At 67.7% G+C, this 25,389-nt stretch carries 18 protein-coding genes; 6 read left to right on the top strand and 12 right to left on the bottom strand.

Annotated elements, in window-relative coordinates:
• Positions 1-61: 61 nt before the first annotated feature.
• Positions 62-1,174: a branched-chain amino acid aminotransferase gene (locus DWV11_RS13240; protein ID WP_115789388.1), complete on the bottom strand. Its 1,113-nt coding sequence runs from the start codon at positions 1,172-1,174 to the stop codon at positions 62-64.
• 145 nt (positions 1,175-1,319) lie between these two features.
• Complete coding sequence (locus tag DWV11_RS13235; RefSeq protein ID WP_115789387.1) at positions 1,320-2,372, bottom strand: 3-isopropylmalate dehydrogenase; 1,053 nt, start codon at positions 2,370-2,372, stop codon at positions 1,320-1,322.
• Between the two features lie 134 nt (positions 2,373-2,506).
• On the opposite strand from DWV11_RS13235, the gene DWV11_RS13230 reads away from it, so the two are divergent.
• From DWV11_RS13230 to DWV11_RS13215, 4 genes are all read left to right on the top strand, one after another.
• Positions 2,507-3,709 carry a sensor histidine kinase gene (locus DWV11_RS13230; protein WP_115789386.1) on the top strand — a complete coding sequence of 401 codons (1,203 nt, stop codon included), beginning with the start codon at positions 2,507-2,509 and terminating at the stop codon, positions 3,707-3,709.
• Positions 3,710-3,712: 3 nt separating this feature from the next.
• Complete coding sequence (locus DWV11_RS13225) at positions 3,713-4,411, top strand: response regulator (protein WP_210725745.1); 699 nt, start codon at positions 3,713-3,715, stop codon at positions 4,409-4,411.
• A 121-nt stretch (positions 4,412-4,532) separates the two neighbouring features.
• The gene (locus DWV11_RS13220; RefSeq protein WP_115789385.1) at positions 4,533-5,309 is read left to right on the top strand and encodes an ABC transporter ATP-binding protein; all 777 of its coding nucleotides are present in this window, start codon (positions 4,533-4,535) and stop codon (positions 5,307-5,309) included.
• A gap of 2 nt (positions 5,310-5,311) precedes the next feature.
• Positions 5,312-7,879 carry an ABC transporter permease gene (locus DWV11_RS13215; RefSeq protein ID WP_115789384.1) on the top strand — a complete coding sequence of 856 codons (2,568 nt, stop codon included), beginning with the start codon at positions 5,312-5,314 and terminating at the stop codon, positions 7,877-7,879.
• Positions 7,880-7,987: 108 nt separating this feature from the next.
• On the opposite strand, the gene metG is transcribed toward DWV11_RS13215, so the two are convergent.
• The 9 genes from metG to DWV11_RS13170 all read right to left on the bottom strand — a co-directional run bounded on the left by metG (position 7,988) and on the right by DWV11_RS13170 (position 22,300).
• Positions 7,988-9,547: a methionine--tRNA ligase gene (gene metG, locus DWV11_RS13210; RefSeq protein ID WP_115789383.1), complete on the bottom strand. Its 1,560-nt coding sequence runs from the start codon at positions 9,545-9,547 to the stop codon at positions 7,988-7,990.
• An 89-nt stretch (positions 9,548-9,636) separates the two neighbouring features.
• Positions 9,637-10,404, bottom strand: coding sequence for an ABC transporter ATP-binding protein (locus DWV11_RS13205; RefSeq protein ID WP_210725744.1), 768 nt, complete (start codon positions 10,402-10,404; stop codon positions 9,637-9,639).
• Positions 10,401-13,196, bottom strand: coding sequence for an ABC transporter permease (locus DWV11_RS13200; protein ID WP_115789382.1), 2,796 nt, complete (start codon positions 13,194-13,196; stop codon positions 10,401-10,403). Before DWV11_RS13200 ends, DWV11_RS13205 begins: the two co-directional genes overlap by 4 nt.
• A gap of 259 nt (positions 13,197-13,455) precedes the next feature.
• Positions 13,456-15,051, bottom strand: coding sequence for a phosphoglycerate dehydrogenase (gene serA, locus DWV11_RS13195; protein ID WP_115789381.1), 1,596 nt, complete (start codon positions 15,049-15,051; stop codon positions 13,456-13,458).
• Positions 15,052-15,600: 549 nt separating this feature from the next.
• Complete coding sequence (gene ilvC, locus DWV11_RS13190) at positions 15,601-16,665, bottom strand: ketol-acid reductoisomerase (RefSeq protein WP_281269622.1); 1,065 nt, start codon at positions 16,663-16,665, stop codon at positions 15,601-15,603.
• A gap of 56 nt (positions 16,666-16,721) precedes the next feature.
• Positions 16,722-17,234, bottom strand: coding sequence for an acetolactate synthase small subunit (ilvN, locus tag DWV11_RS13185; RefSeq protein WP_115789379.1), 513 nt, complete (start codon positions 17,232-17,234; stop codon positions 16,722-16,724).
• Between the two features lie 2 nt (positions 17,235-17,236).
• On the bottom strand, positions 17,237-19,138 hold the full coding sequence (locus tag DWV11_RS13180) for an acetolactate synthase large subunit (protein WP_115789378.1): 1,902 nt from the start codon (positions 19,136-19,138) through the stop codon (positions 17,237-17,239).
• A 422-nt stretch (positions 19,139-19,560) separates the two neighbouring features.
• Positions 19,561-21,282 (bottom strand): dihydroxy-acid dehydratase, encoded by a 1,722-nt coding sequence (ilvD, locus tag DWV11_RS13175; RefSeq protein WP_115789377.1) that lies wholly within the window; start codon positions 21,280-21,282, stop codon positions 19,561-19,563.
• Between the two features lie 10 nt (positions 21,283-21,292).
• The gene (locus DWV11_RS13170) at positions 21,293-22,300 is read right to left on the bottom strand and encodes a LysR family transcriptional regulator (protein WP_115789376.1); all 1,008 of its coding nucleotides are present in this window, start codon (positions 22,298-22,300) and stop codon (positions 21,293-21,295) included.
• Between the two features lie 95 nt (positions 22,301-22,395).
• Here DWV11_RS13170 and DWV11_RS13165 point away from each other — a divergent pair, with 95 nt between their 5' ends.
• A complete protein-coding gene (locus DWV11_RS13165; RefSeq protein WP_115789375.1) occupies positions 22,396-23,244 on the top strand; it encodes a sunset domain-containing protein in 849 nt (282 codons plus the stop codon).
• A 104-nt stretch (positions 23,245-23,348) separates the two neighbouring features.
• Complete coding sequence (locus tag DWV11_RS13160) at positions 23,349-24,509, top strand: PQQ-dependent sugar dehydrogenase (protein ID WP_115789395.1); 1,161 nt, start codon at positions 23,349-23,351, stop codon at positions 24,507-24,509.
• A gap of 71 nt (positions 24,510-24,580) precedes the next feature.
• On the opposite strand, the gene DWV11_RS13155 is transcribed toward DWV11_RS13160, so the two are convergent.
• Positions 24,581-25,384 carry an IclR family transcriptional regulator gene (locus DWV11_RS13155; RefSeq protein ID WP_115789374.1) on the bottom strand — a complete coding sequence of 268 codons (804 nt, stop codon included), beginning with the start codon at positions 25,382-25,384 and terminating at the stop codon, positions 24,581-24,583.
• Positions 25,385-25,389 lie beyond the last annotated feature (5 nt).

The following is a 25,389-nucleotide window of genomic DNA, read 5'->3' as shown; positions in this document are numbered from 1 at the left end:
CGGCCTGCCCACTGGGTGGGCAGGCCGCCGTCGGGCGTTCCGTACGGGAGCCGGTGGGGCCTCAGGCGAGGCGGGTCAGCCAGCCGTGCTTGTCCTCGATGGTGCCGGTCTGGATGCCCAGGATCTGCTCGCGGATGGCCATGGTGACTTCGCCGGCCACGGCGTCCTCGGAACCGATGAACTCGGTTTCATCCTTCAGCACGCCGATCGGGGTGATGACGGCGGCGGTGCCGCAGGCGAACACTTCGGCGATCTCGCCGGACGCCACGCCGTCGCGCCATTCGGCGAGGGTGATCTTGCGTTCGGCAACCTCGCGGCCCATGTCCTTTGCCACCTGGATGATCGAGGAGCGGGTGACTCCCTCGAGGATGGTCCCGGTCAGCGCGGGGGTGACCAGGGAGCCGTCCTTCATCACGAAGAAGACGTTCATGCCGCCGAGTTCTTCCACGGCGTCGTCGTTGAAGTGGTCCAGGAAGAGGACCTGCTTGCAGCCGTGCGCTTCGGCTTCCTGCTGGGCGATCAGCGAGGCGGCGTAGTTGCCGCCGCACTTGGCCGCGCCGGTTCCGCCGCGGCCTGCGCGGGCGTATTCGCGGGAGATCCAGATCGAGACGGGCTTGAGTTCGCCGCCGAAGTAGTTGCCGGCGGGCGAAGCGATCACGCGGAAGGAGACCTCGCGTGCCGCCCGGACACCCAGGAAGGCCTCGGTGGCGATCATGAAGGGCCGCAGGTAGAGGGACTCGCCGTCGCCGGAGGGAACCCAGTCCTTGTCCGCCTGTACGAGCTCACGGATGGCACCCAGGAAGTATTCCTCGGGCAGTTCCGGCAAGGCCAGGCGGTGCGCGGACTGGTTCAGGCGGGCAGCGTTGCGCTCGGGACGGAAGGTCCAGACCGAGCCGTCGGCATGGCGGTAGGCCTTCAGTCCTTCGAAGATCTCCTGGCCGTAGTGCAGCACCGCGGCCGAAGGGTCCAGGGAGATGGGACCGTAGGGCTCAATGCGTGCGTTGTACCAGCCGCCTTTGCCTTCGGCATCGACCTTGTAGTCGACAACCGCAGTGTGGTCGGTGAAGTGGTCGCCGAAGCCTGGGTTCGCCAGGATGGCCGCACGCTCTTCAGCAGATTTCGGGTTCGCCGAGAACTGCTGGCTGAATTCGACGCCATGGGCAGTCTGAGTCATGGTTCCTCCACTATCGGCTACCGGCCGACGCGAACCCCGTCCGCGGGAAAAACCATCCCCCGGAGCATGGTTCAACGGCGGACCACGGCAGCATGTAAGTAATTCAAGTCAAGCTTACGCCCCGGGACGGGGCGCAAAAGTCCGCCTACAGGGCGGCCAGGATGGCGTCGCCGATGGCGGCGGTGCCGCGCGGTTCGCCGGTGCGGGACTCGACGTCCGAGACCACGGCGGTCTCGATCCGGCGGGCCGCATCGGCGTAACCGAGGTGGTCCAGCAGCAGTGCCGCGGAGAGGATGGCCGCGGTGGGGTCCGCCTTCTGCTGGCCGGCGATGTCCGGTGCGGATCCGTGCACCGGTTCGAACATGGACGGTGCCGTGCGGTCCATGTTGATGTTGCCGGAGGCGGCCAGGCCGATGCCGCCGGTAACGGCTGCGGCGAGGTCGGTGATGATGTCGCCGAACAGGTTGTCCGTGACGATGACATCGAAGCGCGCCGGGTCGGTGACCAGGAAGATCATGGCGGCGTCGATGTGCAGGTAGTCGTGGGTGACCTCGGGGAATTCCCGGGCCACGGCCTCCACCGTGCGCTTCCACAGGTGGCCCGCGTACACCAGGACGTTGTGCTTGTGGACCAGGGTGACATGCTTGCGGGGCCGGGCGTTGGCGCGCCGGAAGGCGTCGCGGACAACGCGCTCCACGCCGTGGGCGGTGTTGAGCGAGACTTCGGTGGCCACCTCGTACGGGGTTCCGCCGCGCAGGGTGCCGCCGTTGCCGACGTACGGTCCTTCGGTGCCCTCGCGGACCACGATGAAGTCGATGTTTCCCGGGTTCGCCAGGGGGCTGCCCACCGTGCCGTACAAGCGGGAGGGACGCAGGTTCACGTAGTGGTCCAGGCTGAAGCGCAGCTTGAGCAGCATCTCGCGCTCGATGATGCCCGAGGGGATGCGGGTATCCCCCGGTGCCGCACCGACGGCGCCGAAGAGGATGGCGTCGTGCCCGCGGAGCTTTTCGAGGGTCTCATCCGGCAGGGTTTCGCCGGTCTCCAGCCAGTGCTGCGCGCCGAGCTTGTACTCGGTGCGCTCAAGGGTGATGCCTTCGCTGGCAACAACTTTTTCCAGGACCCTGACGGCCTCGGCGATCACTTCGGGGCCGATGCCGTCGCCGGGGATGACTGCGAGATTAATGGACCGTGCGTTCATTCCACCAGCGTGCCAACGCATCCACATTCTGGTCAAAAACGTCTCATTATTCGAACTGCTGGCGGCGTGCCCGCACAGCCTTGTCAGACCACGGCATGATGTGGGCGTATTCCGGCGGCGGATAGAGTGCATGGGTGGACAGACGGCATGCACTCTACAGCTGGTTCCGGCGCAACCCCTTCAAGGTGGACTGCGCCGTCGCCGCCGTCCTGGTCCTGATCCTCGGCCCTGTCTACGCGTTCGCGTCCCGCCCGCCGCTGGCGCTGCTCTCCGCCGCCCTTCTGGTGCCGCTGGCGTGGCGGCGCACGCGCCCGGTGGCGGCTGCCGCCGTCGTGGTCTTCATCTGCCTGGTCCAATGGGCGCTGGCGGTCCAGCCGGTGGCCGGCCAGATCGCCGTGCCGCTGATCATCTACGCGGTGGCCGCCTATGGTCCCGTGTGGGCGAGCCGCGCGGTGCTGGTGCTCGGCCTGGTGGGGGCGGTCATGCTGACTACCCGCTACTACGGCAGCGGCGTCACCTCCGGCATCCAGGACCTCACGGTGGGCGCTACCTACACGGTGCTGGTCTGGATGCTCGTCCTGGTCAGCTGGACCCTGGGCGACCTGACCCGGGTGCGCCGCCTGCAGCTGCAGGCCCTCGAGGACCGCAACCGCCGCCTGGAGATCGAACAGCAGCAGGAACGCCAGCTCGCCGCCGCCGATGAGCGCTCGCACATTGCCCGCGAAATGCACGACATCGTGGCCCACTCGCTCGCCGTGATCATCACCCAGGCCGACGGCGCCCGCTACGCCGCGGCCGCAAAGCCCGAGCTCGCCACCGAAGCCCTGGCCACCATCGCCGGCACCGGCCGGAACTCCCTGGCCGAGATGCGGCGCCTGCTGGGCGTGCTGCGCTCCGACGAGCAGTCCGGCACCCGCCCCCTGCCCGGGCTCTCGGACCTGGACGAACTCTTCCTGGGTTTCCGTGCCGCCGGCCTCACCCTGTCCTTGGAGCAGGGCGGGGTTGCCTCCGGACTGTCCGGCGGATCACGGCGCCGGCTGCCGCCGGGTGCCGAACTCACCGCGTACCGCGTGGTCCAGGAGGCGCTCACCAATGTCATCAAGCACGCCGGCCCCCGGGCCCGGGCCGCGGTAGACCTGCAGTGGGAGGGGCGCGGGCTGCGGATCGACGTGCTCGACGACGGCCGCGGAGCCGCCGCCGACCCTGGCCAGGGTGACGGCAACGGGCTGCGTGGAATGGCCGAGCGGATCGCCCTCTACGATGGATCCTTGGACGCCGGCCCGGCCAGCGGCGGCGGTTTCCGCGTGTCCGCCTTCATCCCCTACTCGGAGTCCTGAACCATGACTGAAACGGCCGGAGCCATCCGGGTGGCCCTCGTCGACGACCAGCAGCTGGTCCGTTCCGGCTTCGGCATGCTCATCAATTCGCAGCCGGACCTGGAAGTGGTGGCAGAGGCCGGAAACGGTTTCGACGCCGTGCGGGTCTTGGCGGCCACCAGCGCGGACGTGGTCCTCATGGATGTGCGCATGCCGGGCATGGACGGAATCGAAGCCACGCGCAGGATCCTGGAAATGCCGGCAGGCCAGGCGTCCGGACCGAAGATCGTGGTGCTCACCACCTTCGACCTCGACGAGTATGCCCTGGCCGCGATCGAGGCCGGCGCCAGCGGCTTCCTCCTCAAGGACGCCCCGCCGGAGGAACTCCTCGAGGCCATCCGCACCGTGCACCGGGGCGACGCGGTGATCGCGCCGTCCACCACGCGCCGGCTCCTGGACCATGTAGCTCCGTTGCTGCGTGCCCGGACACCGGAACAGAACGGGCACGCGGCCGCCGTCGAACGCCTGACCGCCCGCGAGCGCGACGTATTCGAACTGATCGCGCAGGGCCGCTCCAACCCGGAAATCGCAGGTGACCTTTTCCTGTCCGAGGCCACGGTGAAGACCCATGTGGGGCACATCCTGGCCAAGCTCGAAGCCCGGGACCGGGTGCAGATTGTTGTGATCGCCTACGAAACCGGCGTGGTCTCCCCCGGCAACTGAGGCCCCGCCCTTCGGACGTACTCCACCGCGGGCCGGCTCAGACCACGGTATGAGGAACGGGCACCAGGAATCGCCCCGCAGCCCGATCCGCCGGGATGCCGGGCGAAAATAGCGTGGAAGCATGACAACTTTCGCGCCCTTTCCCCGCCCGTCCGGTTCCTCCTCACCCTCCGCAGCGCCGGCTGTTGAAGCGTCCATGCTCAGCAAGCACTACGGCAAAGCCGATGCGCAGGTCAAAGCGCTCGACGGCGTCAGCGTCGCCTTCGAGGCCGGCCGCTTCACGGCCATCATGGGCCCGTCCGGCTCCGGCAAGTCCACCCTGATGCACTGCCTCGCGGGCTTGGACACCCCCGATGCGGGCAGGATCGTGCTCGGTGGCACGGAGATCTCCGCCCTCAACGACCGGCAACTGACGGCCCTGCGCCGCGAACGCATCGGTTTCGTGTTCCAGGCCTTCAACCTGGTCCCCACACTCAGTGCAGAACAGAACATCACCCTCCCGCTGGCCCTGGCCGGCAGCACGGCGGATCCGGCCTGGTTCGACTACATTGTGGGCACGCTGGGCCTGAAGGACCGGCTCACCCACCGGCCGCATGAACTCTCCGGCGGCCAGCAGCAGCGTGTTGCCGTGGCCCGGGCCCTGCTTACCCGGCCGGACGTAGTGTTCGGCGACGAACCCACCGGCAACCTCGATTCCAAGGCAGGCGGCGAGGTCCTGGCGATGCTGCGCCGCAGCAGCCAGGAATTGGGCCAGACCATCATCATGGTCACCCACGATCCCGTGGCCGCCAGCTACGCCGACCGCGTGGTGCTGATGAGCGACGGCCACCTGGTGGGAGAGCTGGAGAATCCCACCGCCGATTCGGTGCTGGCCGCCCTGGGCAAGCTGGGGGCCTGAGCATGCTGCGCGTTTCCCTGTCCCAGCTCTCCACGCAGTTCCGGCGCTTCATCGCGATCGGCCTGGCCGTACTGCTGGCCGTCGCCTTCCTTTCCAGCACCCTCATGGTGGGCGCCAGCACGCAGGCATCCCTGGGTGCCAGCGTCGGCGAGGCGTACCGCAAGGCCCAGCTGGTGGTGACTCCGAAGGACGGCGGCGGGCTTTCCCAAGCGGCAGTGGACGCCGCCGCCTCTGCTCCCGCCGTCGCGGGAAGCTATGCCGAGCGGTACGCCGCCGTGACCATCGACGACGGCGGCAGCGAACAAATCGCACGGGTCCGGAACCTTGCCCCCGCCGCGATGGAGCCTTCGGTCCTGCTGTCCGGCCGCTACCCTGCGGCCGCGGACGAGGCCGCCGTCGACTCCACGACCGCCGGGCGGCTCGGCCTCAGCACCGGCAGCGAGCTGACAGTGGGCACCGCGGGGGCGCCGACGGTTGCCGGCAAGCCCCGCACCCTGACCTTCCGCATCACCGGCCTGCTGCAGCCGAGCAACGATCCCTTCGCAGCGCCGTTCCCCCAGCTGCTCGCAGCCGACGGCACAGTGGCTTCACTCGCGTCCGGCAGCGCAGGCCAAGGCAGTGAAGGCCACGGCGGCACTGGCTTCACCGGCTTGCAGCTGCAGCTCAAGGACGGCCAGGACCAGGCGGCCGCGGTCGGTTACCTCGGACAGCGGCTCAAGGCCGCGGGCGCCGGGGACGCCCTGGTGCAGACCTCCGGGGAAAAGGTGACAGCCGCGGTCGCGCAGATGAGCGGCGGGCAGGACCAGCTCACCATCATCCTTCTGGCGTTCGCCGGAGTGGCGATCGTGGTCTCCACGCTCGTCGTGGCGAACACCTTCTCAGTGCTGGTCGCCCAGCGGACCCGGGAACTCGCGCTGCTGCGCTGCCTGGGTGCGGGAAAGGCGCAGATCCGCTCCTCCGTGCTTTTCGAAGCCGCCGTGCTCGGCCTCGTGTCCTCGGTCCTCGGCGTGCTCGCCGGGGCGGGGTTGATGGCCGCCCTCATCGCCTGGGCCCGGACCACCCCTGAACAGTCGTTCGCCACTCTGGCCGTGCCGCCGTCGGCAATCATCGCCGGGCTGCTCGCCGGAACGCTGCTCACCGTGGTTGCCGCGCTGCTGCCGGCCAAGGCCGCGACGGCGGTGGCTCCCCTGGCGGCCTTGCGCCCCTCGGACGACGCGAGCCTGCGCAACAAGCGCGGCCGCGTGCGGCTCTGGCTCGGCCTCGCGGCGCTGGCGGCCGGGGTGCCGCTGCTGGTGCTCGGGGCCATGTTCAACATGCTGCTGCTTGCCATGCCGGCCGGAGCGCTGTCCTTCGTGGGCGTCCTGCTGTGCGCCAGCCTGTTCATCCCGCCTGCGGTTGCCGCCGCGGGCAAGCTGGCCTCGCCGGCCGGCGTGCCGGGCCGGCTCGCCGCCGTCAACGCGGTGCGCAACCCCGCGCGCACCTCGGCCACGGCTGCTGCGCTCCTGATCGGCGTCACCCTGGTCACCCTCATGATGACCGGGGCCGCCACCTCGAGGCAGGCGTTCAACGCCATGCTTGCCGAGAACTACCCGGTGGACCTGGCCGTCCGCGTCGACGGCGCCGACGGCGCGGACACGGCGGCGCTGCGGAAGATCGAAGCGCTCGACGGCGTTCAGGCCGCCGTCCTGCTGAAGGCGGCGGGCACCATCACGGCCCCGGGCACGGCCGCGGACGGGAGCCCTGTGTTCGCGATCAGCCCCGGTGACGCCGCCGCGGTGCTCCGCGATCCTGCCCTGCGGCCGCAGGCGGACACCGTGTACCTTCCCGAGCGGCTGGTCCTGGGCAAGGTCACGGTCACCGGGGCGGGCGGCACGCACAGCTTCGCGGGCAGGACGCTGCGGACGGGCAGCATCGAGCCGCTGATGGACAGCACGACGGCGGCACCCCTGTTGGGCGGCCCGGCCGGCACGCCAGGCACCGCCGGTTCGGCTCAGTCCGCTTCGCCGGCAGGGGCCCTGCCCCGCGCCGCCTGGCTCAAGCTCGACGACGGGCTCTCCGCCGAGCGGATCCAGGCGATCCAGCGCGAGGCCGCGGCCGCCTTCGGAGTTCCCGTGCACAACGTCAGCGGGGCCGCCGTGGAACGCGTGGTCTTCAACAGCATCATCGATGTGCTCCTGCTGGTGGTCACCGCGCTCCTGGGGATCGCCGTCGTGATCGCCCTGATCGGGGTGGCGAACACGCTGTCCTTGTCGGTGCTTGAGCGGACCCGCGAGAACTCGCTGCTGCGGGCGCTCGGCCTCACGCGGGGACAGCTGCGCGGCATGCTTGCCATCGAGGCCGTGCTGGTGGCCGGCGTTGCGGCGGTGCTGGGCTCAGCGCTGGGCATCGCCTATGGCTGGCTCGGTGCCAAGGCTGCGCTCGGCCCGGTGGCAGACGTGGTCCCGGTGGTGCCTTGGTTGCAGCTCCTGGGGGTCTTCGCAGTGGCTGTCGTTGCCGGGTTGTTGGCCTCGGTGGTGCCGGCCCGCCGGGCCGCACGCCTCTCGCCCGTCCAGGGCCTGGCCACCACCTGAGCCCCGCACCCAGGCTGCCTTCCCGGGCTGCCTTCCCGGGAACGGGGAAGCCCTCCCGCGCCGGACGTGAACGGACGACCGGTGCGGGAGGGCTTGCCGCGTGATGGTTCAGGCCCCTGCGGGTTCTTCGTACCGCGGGAAGACCGGGGCGGGCGCGGGAAGTTCGGTGCCGGCTACGATCGGCGTGCCGATGGCGGTGAACTGGCGGGCCTCGCCTTCGGGCTGGCCGAGCGCTGCAAGGAGCTTCGCGGCCGACGTCGGCATGACCGGCTGGACGAGGATCGACACGATGCGGACCACCTCGAGGGTGACGTAGAGGACCGTGTTCATGCGTTCGATGTCGGTCTTTCGCAGCTGCCACGGGGCCTGCTCGGCGAAGTAGGCGTTGGTGCCGCCCAGCACGCCCCAGATCGCTTCGAGGGCACGGGAGAATTCCTGCTTCTCGAAGGCGGCACGCGCAGTGTCCAGCAGCGCCGCCGCTTGCTCCAGCAGTGCGGTGTCCTCCGCGGTGAACGCACCGGGAACCGGCACCTTGCCCTCGCAGTTCTTCGCCACCATGGAGAGCGAACGCTGCGCGAGGTTGCCGAAGTTGTTGGCGAGGTCCGCGTTCATGCGGCTCACGATCGCTTCGTGGTTGTAGCTGCCGTCGGCGCCGAAGGGCACTTCGCGCAGGAAGAAGAAGCGCATCTGGTCCACACCGTACTGGCTGATGAAGTCGGCCGGGGCCACCACGTTGCCCAGGGACTTGGACATCTTCACGCCGTTGTTCTGCAGGAAGCCGTGGATCATGACGCGCTTGGGAAGCTCCAGGCCGGCGCTCATCAGGAAGGCCGGCCAGTAGATCGCGTGGAATCGCGAAATGTCCTTGCCGATCACGTGCACGTCGGCAGGCCAGAACTTCTTGAACGACTCGGACTCCACGTCCGGGTAGCCGGCTCCGGTGAGGTAGTTCGTGAGGGCGTCCACCCAGACGTACATGACGTGCTTGGGATCGCCGGGCACCGGGACGCCCCAGTCGAAGGTGGTGCGGCTGATGGACAGGTCCTCGAGGCCGCGCTTGACGAAGCTGATGACCTCGTTGAAGCGGTAGCCGGGGGCCCCGAACTCGGGCTGGGCCTCGTACAGGGCCAGCAGCTTGTCCTGGTAGGCGGACAGCCGGAAGAAGTAGCTCTCCTCGGCGGTCCAGGTGACCTCGGTGTCCGTCTCCTTGGAGTAGCGCACGCCGTCTTCCTTGACGACCGTCTCGTCCTCGCCGTAGTAGGCCTCATCGCGGACGGAATACCAGCCCTCGTACTTGGACAGGTAGATGTCGCCGTTGGCTTCCATCTTCTTCCAGATCGCCTGGCTCGCCACGTAGTGGTCGGCGTCCGTGGTGCGGATGAAGCGGTCGTAGGAGCTGCCCACCAGGTCGTGGACTTCACGGAATGCCGCGGAGTTGCGGTCCACGAGTTCCTTGGCGGTGATGCCTTCCTTGTCCGCGGTCTGCTGGACCTTGAGCCCGTGCTCGTCCGTCCCCGACATGTAGAACACCTCGTGGCCGTCCAGGCGCTTGAAACGAGCCATCGCATCCGCGGCTACGAACTCGTAGGCGTGCCCGATGTGCGGCGCGCCATTGGGGTAGCTGATGGCCGTGGTGATGTAGAACGGGGGCTTGTCTGCGGGGCTCACTCTAGAAAGGTACCTTTTTTCGGTGACTGCTGGGGGCGGCGACGGCTGCCCGGGAAAGGCGGCAGCCAGGTTCAATCAATTCAGCTCAATCAGTTCAACTCAGTCAGGGTGTCGCTCAGGCGCACGAGTTCGTGGTCGTGCGAGGCGACCAGCACTGCGATGCCGTCGGTGCTGGTGTCCTTGAGGATGCCGATGATCTTGTTGGCCGAGGCGCGGTCCAGGGACGCGGTGGGTTCGTCCACCACCAGGACGCGGGTGCCCAGGATCAGGGCCCGGGCAATCGCTACGCGCTGCCGTTCACCGCCGGAGAGCTGCGCCGGGCGGTGCCGCATGCGCCGGCCCAGGCCCACCAGGTCAAGCAGGTCCTTGGCCATTTCGGTGCGCTGTTCCACCTCGCCGTCGGGCACTGCCGGGAGCAGCACGTTCTCCAGGGCGCTCATGCCATCGATCAGGGCGCCGCCTTGGTCGACATAGCCGATCAGGGCACGGCGGCGGTCTGCGATCTCGTCGTCTCCCATGGTTTCCAGCGACTGGCCCTCCCACAGCACGCGGCCGGCCGTCGGCAGGGTCAGGCCGGCGCCGACGGTGAGGATGCTGGTCTTGCCGGAGCCGCTTCGGCCGGCAACGCAGTGCATCTCGCCCGCGTGCAGGGTCAGGGAGAAGTCCTCGACGACGGTGACCGGCTCGGCGCCGCCCTTGTCGCCGCCGTACCGGATGGTGATCCGGCTCAGTTCCAAGGGGGTGGCGTGGTCCGCGGCCTTGACGATGGTGTTGGCACGGGTCTGCAGGGGATCCCCGGCGGATGCCTGTACGGCCTCCAGCGCTGCGTGCGGGTCGTTGTGGAGATTCTCAGTCATTTGACCACTTTCGTTGCGATGGGAATCCAGCAGATGACGGCCAGCAATCCGGCCAGGGCCGCCCACAGGGCGGCGTAGGGAGCAAGGATAAGGCCCAGGGCGAGGGCTCCGAGCACGCCGAGGATCACGGCGACGGTGCCCACGAGGGCGTTCTCGAAGAAGCGCACGTGGCCCAGCATGTCCGGGTTCCAGCCCATGGCTTCGAGGGTGGACAAGTACTGGCGCTTGGCCTGCAGTTCGAAGCGGGCGGTCACCAGGGTCAGGAGCAGGCCCACCAGCACGCCCGTGATGGCCATGATCACGCTGGGCAGTGCCACGCTCGCGGCCGCGAGGCCACTGAGCGCACTGGCCCCGGCGGCCCGCGGAATGTCGATCAGCAGCGCGATGAGGGCACCGACCGCCGCGCCGAACACGCCGACCGCCACGGCCAGGGCCGCGGAGTTGAAGCGGTTGGTGACCACCTGACGGTAGGCGAAGGACAGTGCCGAGTCGACCGGCAACAGGCGCTCGTCGTGCTGCGGTTCCTGGTCCACCTCGTGGCGGTGGCGCAACATGAGGGCCGCGATGTAGGCAGCGGCGCAGTAGATGACCAGCACCGACACGGACACGATCACAGTGCCGAGGTTCCAGCTCAGCAGGCTCAGCGCCAGTCCGGCGACGGCCAGCACGCTGGCGCCGATGCCGAATTCCTCAAGGACCCAGCGGCGGATCCTGCCCTGCGTCCAGCCCATGGCCCGCAGGATGCCGGCCTGGTTGCGGCGCTGGCGGATGTAGCTGACGGTGGAAGCCGCGGTCAACAGGGTGGCGCCGCAGAGAGTCAGGAACAGCAGGGTGATGTTGGTCCCCGTCAAGGATCCTGACACGGCGTCTGCAGCGTCCTGGCGGACCCAGGACTGGGCGACGGTGCCGAGCGCGGATTCCTTGCCGGCGTCGTCCTTGGAGTATCCGGGAACGAAGATGCTGACGTCTTCGCGGGCGGAGCCTGCCACGACCGTGGCTTCCAGGCCCATGGCGCGGATCTCGGCGGCAAGCTTCTCCACTTCGGGCTGGGCCTGCTTCCAGTTGCCGGAAGCGTCGGCCCGGACACGGACGGCGTCGATCACGTTGGCGTTGCTGTCGTAGCCACGGGCCGCGGCCAGGCCGTAGTAGTCGGTGATGGCACCGGCGGACTGGCTGACGAGGCCGGTGGCGCTGAGGGAGGGCTTGAGGCCCTTGTCGGTGTCCTTGCCGCCGGCGTCCTTTTCGAGCGTCATCGGCGCGGGGTCGTAGCCGCCGAGGGGCAGCTTGTTGACGTCGCCGGCCGCGGCCTGGACCTCAGCGGGGTCGAAGGTGCCATAGACCATCGGAAGCGGGGCGGCCGGGGTGTTGCCGGTGGCGAGGCTCTCACGGTAGGAGCGCTCGTCGGCCGGCTGGCGCTGGGTCTGGTCCACCGGTTCGCCGAGCAGGGACTTCTCCGGGAGGCGGTTCACGGTGACCCACTCCCCCGGCGTCGCGGACTTGTTGAGCGAGCCGTTGGCGGCGGTTTCGCCGTCCTTGTACTTGGGCGCGGCGGCGAAGTCGGTGCTCCACTGCGCGGGCTGGTACAGGCCCTGGCTGAAGTTTCCGGTGTTGCCCAGGAGTTGGCTGTGGTCGGTGGAACCCGGCCATTCCAGGGTGAACGGCGAGCGGGACACGAACGGCAGGTAATCCTTGTCCAGGGACCGCGAAACGGTGCCGATGTCCTTGACGACCTTGCCGGAATCGTCGATTTCCTCGATCTTGACCGAGTACTTCAGGTCAAGGGAGGTGCCCTTGCGGACGATCAGCGGGATCGCCTGGGAATCGTCCGTGAGCTGGCCGGCGAGCTTGGCCTGCTGGTACTGGGTCATCAGCGGTGCCCAGTACTTGAGCTTGACACCCAGGAAGTCCGGGCCTTCCTCGAGTTCCTGCTCAGTGGGGGCCTTCGTGAACAGCTCTTCGAAGTAGCGGCCGATCGCGCCGGCGTTGCGGGCATCGGCCGGCGGGGCCTTCTCGAGCGGCGCCAGGAAGTCGCCGGCGGAGCCGAGCAGCGCGCGTTCGGCTGCGGGGTCGACGGCGACGACGGACTCGGTCACCTCCGGCGCCATGGGCAGTGAGACCGAGAGGTTGAAGAGGTTGTGGTCGGAGCCGCCGGCCGGGGACGGGAACTTGATGCCGGTCTCGCCGTCCGGGCCGGTGATGCGGATGCTCTTGCCGCCAGCGGTGGTCTGCTCGACCACTTTGGCCTTGCCGAGGGTGCCTTCGGCGCTGGTCTTGAAGAGGGTCTGCTCGGAAACGCCGTCGGAGCTGACCGCAGTGGCGGTGAGACGGTACTTCGTGGCCTTCTCCGGCAGCACCGACTCGGGTGCGGGCCACTTCTTGGCGTCCGTGCCCGTGGGGTCACCGGCAGTGGCGCCGCCGGCCAGGCCGGAGTTGTAGCCGAGGTAGTCCATGGCGTTCAGCTTCGGCGCCTCCAGGTTCTGGATGACGCGGGAGACGAGGCTGATCGGGGCAGCCACCGACGTGCCGGACAAGGCACGGATCTTCTCCAGCTGGTCAAAGCTGATTCCGCCTTGTCCGGTGGCGATTTCCGGCTGGATCATCGCCTTTCCATCCTTGGAACCCTTGGCCTGGACAAGGATGTCGTACAGGCCCCGGGAATTCTCATCCACGGTACGGTTGAGGGCCGCCTGGGATTGGCTTTGGATGAAGACGGACATGCACATGGCGACGATCAAGATGGCCGAAGTCAACAGGAGCACTCGGCTTCTGATGAACCTCTGGACGGCGTTCATTCGGCTCTCCCTGAGACCTGGATTGCGGGCGCACACACGCAGGGGCAGTGCGCAGCAGGCAGCGTTGTCCTGCGTTTGTTTTGCGAAAAGTAGTGGCCGGCCTGCCGCCGGATCCGAAAGTCGGACCAAGCCATTGTATGCAGACCGGCCACGGCTGCGCGCCGAAACCCGTGGCTTCGGCGCGTACCCCCCATGTTTCCCAGTACTACTCGCGGCTGGGTCCCGTGCCCGAGCCAGCGGACCCGGGACCCTCGCGGCTTTAGTCTTCCAGGTCCACTTCGCGGACCATGTCCGCGCCGATGCCGGCCTTGATGGCGTCAAGGACCTGCTGGGGGACGGAGCTGTCGATGGTCAGCAGGGCGAGGACCTGGCCGCCTTCGGTCTGGCGTGCCACCTGCATGCCGCCGATGTTGATGTTGTTCATGCCCAGGATGTGGCCGATGGTGCCGATAACGCCCGGGCGGTCCTGGTAGGCAACCACCACAAGGTGCTCGGTGATCGGGATTTCCACGTCGTAGCCGTTGACGCCCACGAGCTTCTCGACCTGCTTGGGGCCGGTCAGGGTACCGGCCACGGAGATCTGGGAACCGTCGCTCAAGGCGCCGCGCAGGGTCAGGACGTTGCGGTAGTCCTCGGCTTCCGCCGTCGTGATCAACCGGGTGTTGATGCCGCGCTGCTCGGCAATCACCGGCGCGTTGACGTAGGAAACCTGCTCAGTGACGACGTCGGCGAAGACGCCCTTCAGGGCGGCCAGTTCGAGGACCTTGACGTCCAGGCTGGAGATTTCGCCGGCGACCTCGACGTCGATCTGGGTCAGGGAGTCGTGGGTCAGGGCGGTGAAGATCCGGCCGAGCTTCTCGATCAGCGGGATGCCGGGGCGGACGTCGGGGGCGATGACGCCGCCGGCGACGTTCACGGCGTCGGGGACCAGCTCGCCGGCAAGCGCGAGGCGGACCGACTTGGCCACGGACACGCCGGCCTTCTCCTGGGCTTCGTCGGTGGAGGCACCCAGGTGCGGGGTGACCACGACGTTGTCCAGTTCGAAGAACGGCAGGTCGGTGCTGGGCTCCTTGGCGAAGACGTCGACGCCGGCGCCGGCGATCTGGCCTTCCTTCAGGGCGACGTAGAGCGCTTCCTCATCCACCAGGCCGCCGCGGGCGACGTTGACGACGTACGCGGATTCCTTCATCTTGCGGAAGGCGTCGGCGCCGAGCATGCCCACGGTCTCGGGGGTCTTGGGCATGTGGATGGTGATGAAGTCCGCGTTCTCCAGCAGTTCGTCCAGGGTGACGAGCTTGACGCCGAGCTGGGCGGCGCGTGCGGAGGTGATGTAGGGGTCGTACGCGAGGATCTCGGTGTCGAAGCCCTGCAGGCGGGCGGCCACGAGGGCGCCGATGCGGCCGAGGCCGATGATGCCGATCTTCTTCTCGAAGAGTTCGATGCCGGTGTACTTGGAGCGCTTCCACTCGCCGCCCTTGAGCGCGGCGCTGGCCTGCGGGATGTGGCGGGCCAGGCTGAGGATGTGGCCCACGGTGAGCTCCGCGGCGGAGACGATGTTCGACGTCGGGGCGTTGACCACCATGACGCCGGCCTGGGTGGCGGCCTTGATGTCGACGTTGTCGAGGCCGACACCTGCGCGGGCGATCACCTTGAGGTTCTTGGCAGCCGCAACCGCTTCCGCGTCCACCTGGGTTGCCGAGCGGACCAGGATGGCGTCGACGTCGGCGATGGCCGGCAGCAGCGCGGACCTGTCAGAACCGTCGACCTGGCGGATTTCGAAGTCGGGGCCGAGTGCCTCGATCGTTGCGGGCGAGAGTTCCTCGGCGATGAGGACGACGGGTTTCGTGTCTGACACGGGGTGGCACCTTACTTTGGACAGGACTGTGGACAAGGAGCGGATGCGTGGCCGGAACTGAGAACCGACCCCGCCCAGAATATCGTTCCCCGACGGCGTTTCCGGCGCCCGGGATCGATGTTACGCACGCCTTGGGCTGCTTGTGAACAAACTCACTCCCGCCCCGGCGGTCCGGCGGAGCTGCGGAAAACAAAGGCGCCCGCCCGGCCTGGTGGCCGGACGGGCGCCTCATGTGTCCACGGACGTGGTGCTCTCAGCGCACTGTCGTTCGGGAGGACGTTTGGGCCCCCGCGTCCGAGGGTCCCCGATTGTGGTGCGCTCAGCGCAATGTCGTTCGGGAGGACGTTTGGGCCCACGCGTCCGAGGGTCCCGGATTGTGGTGCGCTCAGCGCACTGTCGTTCGGGAGGACGTTTGGGCCCCCGCGTCCGAGGGTCCCCGATTGTGGTGCGCTCAGCGCAATGTCGTTCGGGAGGACGTTTGGGCCCACGCGTCCGAGGGTCCCGGATTGTGGTGCGCTCAGCGCACCACAATCGGGGAGGACGCGGGGATTAGCGGGCTGCGGAGCCTTCGACGTAGTCGGCGTCCTGCTGCTGCCAGGAGAACAGCGAACGCAGCTCGCGGCCGACGGCCTCGATCGGGTGCTGCTCTGCCTTGGCGCGCAGTTCCTTGAACTCGACGGCACCGTTGTCCTGGTCGTCGATGAAGCGCTTGGCGAAGGCACCGGACTGGATGTCGGCGAGGACGGCCTTCATGTTTTCCTTCACCTCGGGGGTGATGACGCGCGGGCCGGAGACGTAGTCGCCGTACTCAGCGGTGTCGGAAACGCTCCAGCGCTGCTTGGCGATGCCGCCTTCCCACATGAGGTCAACGATGAGCTTGAGCTCGTGCAGCACCTCGAAGTAGGCGATCTGCGGCTGGTAACCAGCCTCGGTCAGGGTCTCGAAGCCGTACTGGATCAGCTGGGAGACGCCGCCGCAGAGCACAGCCTGCTCGCCGAAGAGGTCGGTTTCGGTTTCTTCGGTGAAGGTGGTCTTGATGACGCCGGCGCGGGTACCGCCGATGGCCTTGGCGTAGGACTTGGCCAGCTCCCAGGCGGAACCGGAAGCGTCCTGCTCCACGGCGATGATGTCCGGGATGCCACGGCCGGCTTCGAATTCGCGGCGCACGGTGTGGCCCGGAGCCTTCGGGGCGACCAGGATGACGTCGACGCCTTCCGGAGCCTTGATGTAGCCGAAGCGGATGTTGAAGCCGTGGGCGAAGGCCAGGGCCTTGCCGGGGGTCAGCTTGTCCTTGATGGAGTCATTGAAGATCGAGCGCTGGTGCTGGTCCGGTGCCAGGATCATGATGACGTCGGCCCATTCGGCGGCGTCGGCAACGTTCTTGACAGTGAAGCCTGCATCCTCGGCCTTGGCGGCGGACTTGGAGCCGTCCTTGAGTGCGATGACGACCTCAACGCCGGAGTCGCGCAGGTTCAGTGCGTGGGCGTGGCCCTGGGAACCGTAGCCGACAATGGCAACCTTGCGGCCCTGGATGATCGACAGGTCTGCGTCGTCGTCGTAGAACATTTCAGTCACTTGCGTAACTCCTCTTGAGTGGTTTCTTGGAGATGTAATTCTGTGGTGCTGCAGTAGAGCAGCCGTGCCCGGCCAGGCGGCGCCGAGCCTGCCTGTTACGCGGAGCGTAATGCCCTGTCACTCATGGAGCGGGATCCCCGTCCAACGGCCAACGTGCCGGACTGCACAATTTCACGGATGCCGAATGGCTCCAGCACTGACAGCAGCGCCGTGAGCTTCTCGGGGTGACCCGTTGCCTCGATGACCAACGAGTCTGTGGACACGTCGACCACGGAGGCGCGGAACAGGTCTGCAGCCTGGGTGACCTGCAGACGAGTTGCGGCATCCGCACGTATCTTGACCAGGATGTGGTCGCGCTGTACGGAAGATTCGGAAGTCAGCTCGACAATCTTGATCACATTGATCAGTTTGTTCAGCTGCTTGGTGACCTGCTCGATGAGCTCACCATCGGCGTCGACGACGACGGTCATCCTGGAGATGCCGGTGACTTCGGTGGGGCCCACGGCAAGGGAGTTGATGTTGAAGGCGCGCCGGGCGAAGAGGCTGGCCACGCGGGTCAGCACGCCGGGCTTGTCTTCGACCAGAACGGACAGTGTGTGGCGGCTCATGCTTAGTCCTCCTCTTCCCATTCCGGGGTCATGTTGCGGGCTACCTGGATCTGGTCGTTCGACACACCGGCGGGCACCATCGGCCACACCATGGAGTTCGGGCTGACCACGAAGTCGATGACCACGGGGCGGTCGTTGATCTCCAGGGCTTTCTGGATGGTGGCGTCGATGTCCTCGTCGCGTTCGCAGCGCAGCGCGGCGCAGCCGTAGGCGTCGGCGAGCTTGACGAAGTCCGGGATGCGGACCGTCTCGTGGCCGGTGTGCAGGTCGGTGTTCGAGTAGCGGCCTTCGTAGAAGAGGGTCTGCCACTGGCGCACCATGCCCAGCGAGGAGTTGTTGATGATCGCCACCTTGATCGGGATCTTGTTGATCGCGCAGGTGGCCAGTTCCTGGTTGGTCATCTGGAAGCAGCCGTCGCCGTCGATCGCCCAGACCACGCGGTCCGGCTCGCCCACCTTGGCACCCATGGCGGCCGGCACGGCGTAACCCATGGTTCCGGCACCGCCGGAGTTGAGCCAGGCATGCGGACGCTCGTACTTGATGAACTGCGCGGCCCACATCTGGTGCTGGCCGACGCCGGCCACGTAGATGCCTTCGGGGCCGGTCAGGGCACCGATGCGCTCGATGACGCGCTGCGGGGCGCTGAGTCCGTCTTCCGGTTCCGTCCAGCCCAGCGGGTAGGTATCGCGCAGGTTGTTCAGGAAGGACCACCAGGAAGAGAGATCCGGGGTGCCGGACTGGCTGAACTGGTTGCGCACCGCTTCGGTCAGTTCCGGGATGATCTCCTTGACCGAGCCGACGATCGGCACGTCGGCCAGGCGGTTCTTGGAGATTTCGGCCGGGTCGATGTCGGCGTGGATGACCTTTGCGTTCGGAGCGAAGGTGCTCAGCACGCCGGTCACGCGGTCGTCGAAGCGGGCGCCGAGGGTGATCAGGAGGTCCGCCTGCTGAAGCGCGGTGACAGCCGAGACCGTACCGTGCATACCGGGCATGCCCACGTGCTGGGCGTGCGAATCCGGGAAGGCACCCTTGGCCATCAGCGTGGTGACCACCGGCGCGCCGGTCAACTCGGCAAGTTCCAGCAGCTCGGCTGAGGCGTGGCCTTTGACCACGCCGCCGCCCACATAGAGCACCGGCTTCTTGGCCTCGGCGATCAGGCGGGCCGCCTCGCGGACCTGCTTGTTGTGGCCGCGGACCACTGGCCGGTAGCCCGGCAGGTCCACCTTCGGCGGCCAGGAGAAGGTCATGTTGCCGACCTGGGCGTTCTTGGCGATGTCCACCAGCACCGGGCCGGGACGGCCGGTGGATGCAAGGTGGAAGGCTTCGGCCATCACGTGCGGGATGTCTTCGGGGTCGGTCACCAGGAAGGAGTGCTTGGTGATCGGCATGGTGATGCCCACGATGTCCGCCTCCTGGAAGGCGTCGGTGCCGATGACGGCTGCCGAGACCTGGCCGGTGATGGCGACGAGGGGCACGGAGTCCATGTGGGCATCCATGATGGCGGTAACGAGGTTGGTGGCACCGGGGCCCGAGGTGGCGATGCAGACGCCCACCCGTCCGGTGACCATGGCGTAGCCTTGGGCTGCGTGGCCGGCTCCCTGTTCGTGACGGACCAGGACGTGATTCATCTTGGAGGCCATCAAGGGGTCGTAGGTGGGGAGGATCGCGCCACCGGGCAAACCAAAAATATCGTCGACGCCGAGTTCTTCGAGCGAGCGCACGATAGCTTCCGAGCCGGTCATCACCGTTGGGGGTACAACGTTGTTCGGCCCGAGGACAGGAGAGAGAGTTGCAGCATTGTCGACGACGGCGTCAGCGGCACGGTCGACTTTTTCCGGAGCTTTTGGTGCTCCAGCGGACTTTGCAGCCATCAGCGAGGGGCTGATCGGCGATCCTTTGCTCATCGGACTCTTCCTTTGGGGATCTTCAGTTAATGAAAGGTACTGCTGGGGTACTGCGGGTGATCACGGGGTGCTCTGCCGTCGGCAATAAAAAAACCCCTCAGCCTTGCGGCTCTTCGAGGGGTTGCGCGTGACAGATCGTTGCCGGCCGGCTTAGTAAGCCACGCGCTTGCTAAGTACGACGACGGTGCCGGTAACGGTTGCGATCATGCGTTCAGTTTTCCCTCTTAGTAAGAGAGGTGTCAAACGCGACCAACCCGGGTCTCACTATATGGACATCATAGTCCACGGACTGGTCAAATGGCTGGCCCACAGCGCCAGGCGGCAGGCGGGAAACCCCTACCCCGGGCAGGCGGCGCGGACGCCGCTTGCCCGGGGCCCCTCGGGGCTTCCCTTATTAAGCGTGGTTGCCCAAGCCTAATGGCTCAACCGCAGTAGGCGCCGGTGGAGGCGCTGTGCACGAGCTTGGCGTACTTGGCCAGGACACCCTTGGTGAACTTTGCCGGCAGCGGCTCCCAACCGGCCCTGCGGGCCTCAAGTTCAGCTTCGTCTACCAGCAGGTCGAAGCTGCGCGCAGCGATGTCGACGCGGATCCGGTCGCCGTTCTTGACGAAGGCGATAGGGCCGCCGTCGACGGCTTCGGGAGCGACGTGCCCGATGCACAAACCGGTTGTCCCGCCGGAGAACCGGCCGTCGGTAAGCAGGAGGACATCCTTGCCGAGGCCGGCGCCCTTGATGGCCCCGGTGATGGCGAGCATTTCGCGCATGCCCGGGCCGCCCTTGGGACCCTCATAGCGGATGACGACGACGTCGCCTTTGTGGATCTCACCGCTGTCCAAGGCGTCGAGGGCACCTTGCTCGCGCTCGAAGACGCGGGCTGTGCCTTCAAACACGTCGGCGTCGAAACCGGCGCTCTTGACGACGGCGCCTTCCGGGGCCAGCGAACCGTGCAGGATGGTGATGCCGCCGGTCTTGTGGATCGGGTTGTCCAGAGCCCGCAGGATCTTGCCGTCGACGTCCGGCGGGTTGATCGATTCGAGGTTCTCGGCAACAGTCTTGCCGGTGACGGTGAGGCAGTCGCCGTGCAGCAGTCCGGCGTCGAGCAGTGCCTTCATGATGACGGGCACCCCGCCGATCCGGTCGACGTCGGTCATGACATAACGGCCGAAAGGCTTGAGGTCGCCCAGGTGCGGGACCTTGTCGCCGATGCGGTTGAAGTCGTCCAGGGTCAGTTCGACGTTGGCTTCGCGCGCGATCGCAAGCAGGTGCAGCACGGCGTTGGTGGAACCGCCGAAAGCCATGGTGACGGCGATGGCATTCTCGAAGGCCTTCTTGGTCATGATGTCGCGCGCGGTGATGCCGAGCCGGAGCAGCTTCACCACCGCCTCGCCGGACTTGCGCGCAAAGTCATCACGACGACGGTCTGCCGAGGGCGGGGCGGCGGAGCCGGGAAGGGACATGCCCAGGGCCTCGCCGATGCACGCCATGGTGTTCGCCGTGTACATCCCGCCGCAGGCGCCTTCGCCGGGACAGATGGCCTTTTCGATACGGTCGAGGTCTTCGCGGCTCATCCTGCCGGCAGCGCATGCTCCCACCGCTTCGAAGGCGTCGATGAGGGTGACTTCCTTCTCGGAGCCGTCCTCGAGCTTGACCCAGCCGGGCATGATGGAGCCCGCATACAGGAAGACGCTGGCGAGGTCCAGTCGGGCGGCCGCCATGAGCATGCCGGGCAGGGACTTGTCGCAGCCGGCCAGGAGCACGGAGCCATCGATCCGTTCGGCCTGCATGACTGTCTCCACGGAGTCGGCGATGACTTCGCGGGACACCAGGGAGAAGTGCATGCCTTCGTGGCCCATGGAAATGCCGTCGGACACCGAGATGGTGCCGAACTGCATGGGGAACCCGCCGCCGGCATGGACGCCTTCCTTGGCGCCCTGGGCGAGGCGGTTCAACGAGAGGTTGCAGGGGGTGATTTCGTTCCACGAGCTCGCAACGCCGATCTGCGGTTTCGCAAAGTCGTCGTCGCCCATGCCCACGGCCCGGAACATTCCGCGCGCAGGGGCGGCATGGATGCCGTCCGTCACGACGCGGCTGCGCGGCTTGATGTCCGGTGTGTTGCCTGTCGCAATTTGGGTGTCGTCAGTCATGGCGCAAAGTCTATGACTCCGTGGGCCGGCCGACGACTACTTGGGGGCCTTTGATTCCGGCCTTGTGTCCGTCGGGCGGGTGGGCAGCCTTGCCTGCAAGCGTGCGGCCCTCCGGAACCGCCACCTCAGCCGCGACGTCGCGGAGCAGTTCCAGCGTGCGCCGCACCGTGGTGCGGGCGGCGACGTCCCGGCGGGCCAGGGCGACGATGCTGCGGCTGGCCCTGACACCTTCGATCGGCCGCAGCACCAGTCCGTGGCCGGCGCCGCTGCGGGCGGTGTACCGGGGCAGCAGGCTGATGCCGTGGCCGCCCTTGACGAGTGCCTCCAGCACGCGCAGGTCCGGGAACCGCTGGCGGCGGACCGCCGTCGTCCCCGCCTGGAGTTCGATCCGGCGAAGGACGGTGTCGAAGGGAAAGCCGGCCGGCACACCGATCCATGGATGCCGGGCCACGTCATGCGCGGTAAGCCGGTCCTTCGCGGCGAGTTCGTGGCCCGCCGGCATCGCAACATCCAGCGGTTCTTCCAGCAAGGGCCGCACTTCGAGTCCATGCCGGACAAAAAGCTCCGCACCGTCCACGCTGTGGGCGAGGACGATGTCATAGTCGGCCGCCAGGCCGGCGAACCCGGCGGTGCCGGGGTCCTCGAAATGCGCTTCGAGGTGTACCCCTTCGAGTTGCCCGAGCCGGTGCAGCAGCCCGGGCAGGAGCATCTCGGCCGCGCTCGGAAAGAAAGCCGCCCTGATCCGCGACTGCCAGCCCTGCCGGTAGGCGTCCACAGTGGACTCGGCCCGGGCCATCGCGGTAGCAACATCGGCGGCGGCGCCGGCCATCGCCTCGCCCGCTTCGGTGAGCCGCACTCCCCTGCCGTCCCTTTCGACCAGCACCACACCGAGCTCGTCCTGCAGGGCCTTCAGCTGCTGGGATACCGCGGAGGCCGTGACTTTCAGCGCCTCGGCGGTAGCTCCGACGGTCTGCCTGTCTGCCAGTTCGCGGAGGATCCGCAACCTCTTGAAGTCCATGTGGCCACCCTAGGCGATGGTTGCTGGACACCCTCCGGGGGCCGCCGTAACGTCAAGGCTGACAAGTGCACCATTCAAACAGAAGGGCTCCTGCCGTGGATTGGTTGATCTGGGTCATCGTCATTGTGCTCGTCGTCGCGCTTGCGTGGTGGATGCTTAGCCGAAGGGGTTCCACCTCCGCGCCCGCCGACGTTTCCTCCCGTGCCGAGACGGCACCTGCAGCACCGGCGCCCCAGGCACCAGCAGCACCGGCGCCGTCCACCGAAACCGGTGGCGGCGACGTGGACGACTGGGAAGAGACAGCGGCCGGAGCCCCAGCCGCGCAGGACATGGCGGCGGAGCCGGAGCCGGTGGCCGAAGCAGTCGTCGAACCCGTCGCAGAGCCCGCCCTGGCAGAACCCGTGACGGCGGAGCCCGTCCTGCATGAAGAAGTGCCTCGGGAAGCGCCGCCTGCCGAAGAGACTGTCGAAGGCGTGACGGCCGACGACGTCGCACCCGCGGACGCCGGTCCGCTCGCCGATGCTGCGGCCGACAGGGAAGAGTGGGAGGCCAGCTGGAGCGACGCACCGCCGCGGCAGGCCCCGGTGCACCACCCCGAATACACGGCCCCGCATGCACCTACGCTGCCCGGGGCCGAAACGGCCGCCGCTGAGGAAGGCCTGGCCACCGAGGACGGGACCACAGAGGTTCAAGCCCCGGCAGACAGCGCACCGGCGGCCGGCGGGCATCTGGCCGCAGGGCAGCCCTACGGGGAAGGATCGGCCGCGGCCGGCCCCGACGGAAGCGGGCCCGCCGACTTCACCGTCAAAGCGGACGCAAGCACCATGACCTACTACGACGAGGACATGCCGGCCTACGAGAAAGCCCAGGCGTCCGTCTGGTTCCTCTCGGCGGCCCATGCCGAAGCGGCAGGATTCCGCCCGCCGCGCCGGACACGCGACTGACGGCCGGACAGCCGGGAGGACGGGTGGAACGGCAGGCACCGGGAGGACGGACCCGACGGCGGACCGCGCGCGGCGTCCGGGGTGGAGGCCGGGCTGCAGCCGGCCTGGCCGGAGGCCGGGCAGCAGGCCTCCGGCCGACCCGGCTCAGGAGCCGCACCGCCACCGTCCTGCTCGTCCTGCTCTCCGGCAGTGCCCTGGTTGCCGGCTGCACGGGCGGCCCGGTCCCTGCCCCCTCCCACAGCTCATCCCCCGCCTCCGGCACGTCGCCGGGAAGCTCGGGGAGCACAGCAAGCCCCGGAAGTACGGCCCCGACGCTTCGGGCCAAGCTCGACCTTGGCCTGGACATCCCTTGGTCCGTGGTCTTCCTGCCCGACGGAACCGCCGTCATTTCCGAACGGGACTCCCGGCTCCTGAAAGCAGTGCGGAACCGTGAGGCGCGCACGATCGGCGAGGTTCCCGGCGTCGTACCCGGCGGCGAAGGCGGCCTGCTGGGCCTGGCCCTGTCTCCGCGCTTCAGCACCGACCGCCTGCTGTATTACTACTACACGGCCGAATCCGATAACCGGATCGCCCGGGCGAGGCTCGAAGCGGGCGCTGGCGGCGGGTTCACCCTGGGCCAGCCCGAGGTGGTTTATTCAGGCATCCCGAAGGCTTCCACCCACAACGGCGGCCGGATCCGCTTCGGCCCGGACGGTTTCCTCTATGTGGGCACGGGAGATTCGCAACGGCGCGAACAGCCGCAGGACAGGAACGCCCTGGGCGGAAAGATCCTCAGGCTGACTCCCGACGGCGGCCCGGCCCCGGGCAACCCCTTCGGCAACAGCCCCGTGTACAGCTACGGGCACCGCAACGTCCAGGGCTTGGCTTGGGACAAGGACGGCAGGCTTTGGGCGAGCGAGTTCGGGCCCGACGTCGACGATGAGCTGAACCTGATCCGTCCCGGCGGCAACTATGGCTGGCCCGAGGTGACCGGCGCCCCGGGCCGCGAGGGCTTCATCGACGCGAAGACCGTCTGGCCGTCGACGGCGGACGCCTCGCCGAGCGGACTGGAAATCGTGGACGGTGTGGCCTACACCGCCGCGCTCCGCGGGCAACGGCTCTGGACCGTTCCGTTGGACGGCGAACAGGCCGGTACACCCGTGGCCTACTTCACGGGTGAGTACGGCCGGCTTAGGGACGTTTCCCTGGCGCCGGACGGCACGCTGTGGGTGCTGAGCAACAACCGGAACCCCGATTTTGCGCTGCTGCTCAGGCTTCCCCGCTAGGGTGTGACGGCCCGTTGCAGGCCAGGTGCCGCCGGTGCGGCACATGCCGCGCCCGGCAGCAGGGGCAACGCCTACCTGACGGCTGGTCCGCCCAGGCGTGCTGTGACCTTTTGAGCGGCTGCGGAACACGCTTCGCCCAGGATCTGGAGCCGGTCACGGGAAACACGGAACCGGGGTGCCGAGATCAGGACCGCCGCAACGACCCCGCCCCTGTGGTCCCTCACTGGGGCAGCGATGCCGACTTCGTCGATCGAGGATTCCCCGTAGTTAACCGCCCACCCCCGCTCGTTGTCTTCTTTGAGCCGCGTAAGGTACGCGTCCAGGCTGAGGTCATCCAACCCCGGGTAGGCGATGGACCCGCTCTGGAGGAGCTCCCGGATTCGTTGCTCCGGTTCCTGGGCCAGGAAAACCTGCACGGATGAACTCATGGCATCCCGGTACCGGGCTCCGAGCGGGGTGGTGTGTTTTATTTCGTGGTGGCTGGGGATCTGTTCCACGCACATCGATTCGACGCCGTTCCACACCATGAGTGCGCTGGTCTCACCTGTGCGCTCGGCCAGCTCACGCAGCACGGAGTAGGCCGCGCGCCGTTCTTCGAGTTCAGCCAGGAGCGGACCCGCCATGGCAATCATCCCCAACCCCAAACGGAACCTGCGGGAATCGACGTCGCGCTCCACGAGATTCTCCTGCTCCAACGTGGCGAGGATCCGCGAGACCGTGCTCTTGTGCAGGCCGACGCGCCCTGCGATGTCGGTGACCCCCAGGAGCGGCTCTTCGGCACTAAAGCTTCGCAAGACCGCGATGGCGTTGACAATGACCGAGGTGCCTTTGCCCTCGCCGTTGCCTGGAGCGTCGTTGGATTCCGCAGGAGTCATGGGTT

The organism is Arthrobacter silvisoli, from assembly GCF_003369445.1.
GTDB lineage: Bacteria > Actinomycetota > Actinomycetes > Actinomycetales > Micrococcaceae > Arthrobacter > Arthrobacter silvisoli.
Note: the sequence above shows the minus strand (reverse complement) of the source record. Positions and strands in the feature narration are given on the sequence as shown.

Coding starts and splice junctions, on each gene's coding strand:
- DWV11_RS13240 (WP_115789388.1), bottom strand. CDS start 1,174: ATGACTCAGACTGCCCATGGCGTCGAATTCAGCCAGCAGTTCTCGGCG.
- DWV11_RS13235 (WP_115789387.1), bottom strand. CDS start 2,372: ATGAACGCACGGTCCATTAATCTCGCAGTCATCCCCGGCGACGGCATC.
- DWV11_RS13225 (WP_210725745.1), top strand. CDS start 3,713: ATGACTGAAACGGCCGGAGCCATCCGGGTGGCCCTCGTCGACGACCAG.
- DWV11_RS13220 (WP_115789385.1), top strand. CDS start 4,533: ATGACAACTTTCGCGCCCTTTCCCCGCCCGTCCGGTTCCTCCTCACCC.
- DWV11_RS13215 (WP_115789384.1), top strand. CDS start 5,312: ATGCTGCGCGTTTCCCTGTCCCAGCTCTCCACGCAGTTCCGGCGCTTC.
- DWV11_RS13205 (WP_210725744.1), bottom strand. CDS start 10,404: ATGACTGAGAATCTCCACAACGACCCGCACGCAGCGCTGGAGGCCGTA.
- DWV11_RS13200 (WP_115789382.1), bottom strand. CDS start 13,196: ATGAACGCCGTCCAGAGGTTCATCAGAAGCCGAGTGCTCCTGTTGACT.
- ilvN (WP_115789379.1), bottom strand. CDS start 17,234: ATGAGCCGCCACACACTGTCCGTTCTGGTCGAAGACAAGCCCGGCGTG.
- DWV11_RS13180 (WP_115789378.1), bottom strand. CDS start 19,138: ATGAGCAAAGGATCGCCGATCAGCCCCTCGCTGATGGCTGCAAAGTCC.
- ilvD (WP_115789377.1), bottom strand. CDS start 21,282: ATGACTGACGACACCCAAATTGCGACAGGCAACACACCGGACATCAAG.
- DWV11_RS13170 (WP_115789376.1), bottom strand. CDS start 22,300: ATGGACTTCAAGAGGTTGCGGATCCTCCGCGAACTGGCAGACAGGCAG.
- DWV11_RS13155 (WP_115789374.1), bottom strand. CDS start 25,384: ATGACTCCTGCGGAATCCAACGACGCTCCAGGCAACGGCGAGGGCAAA.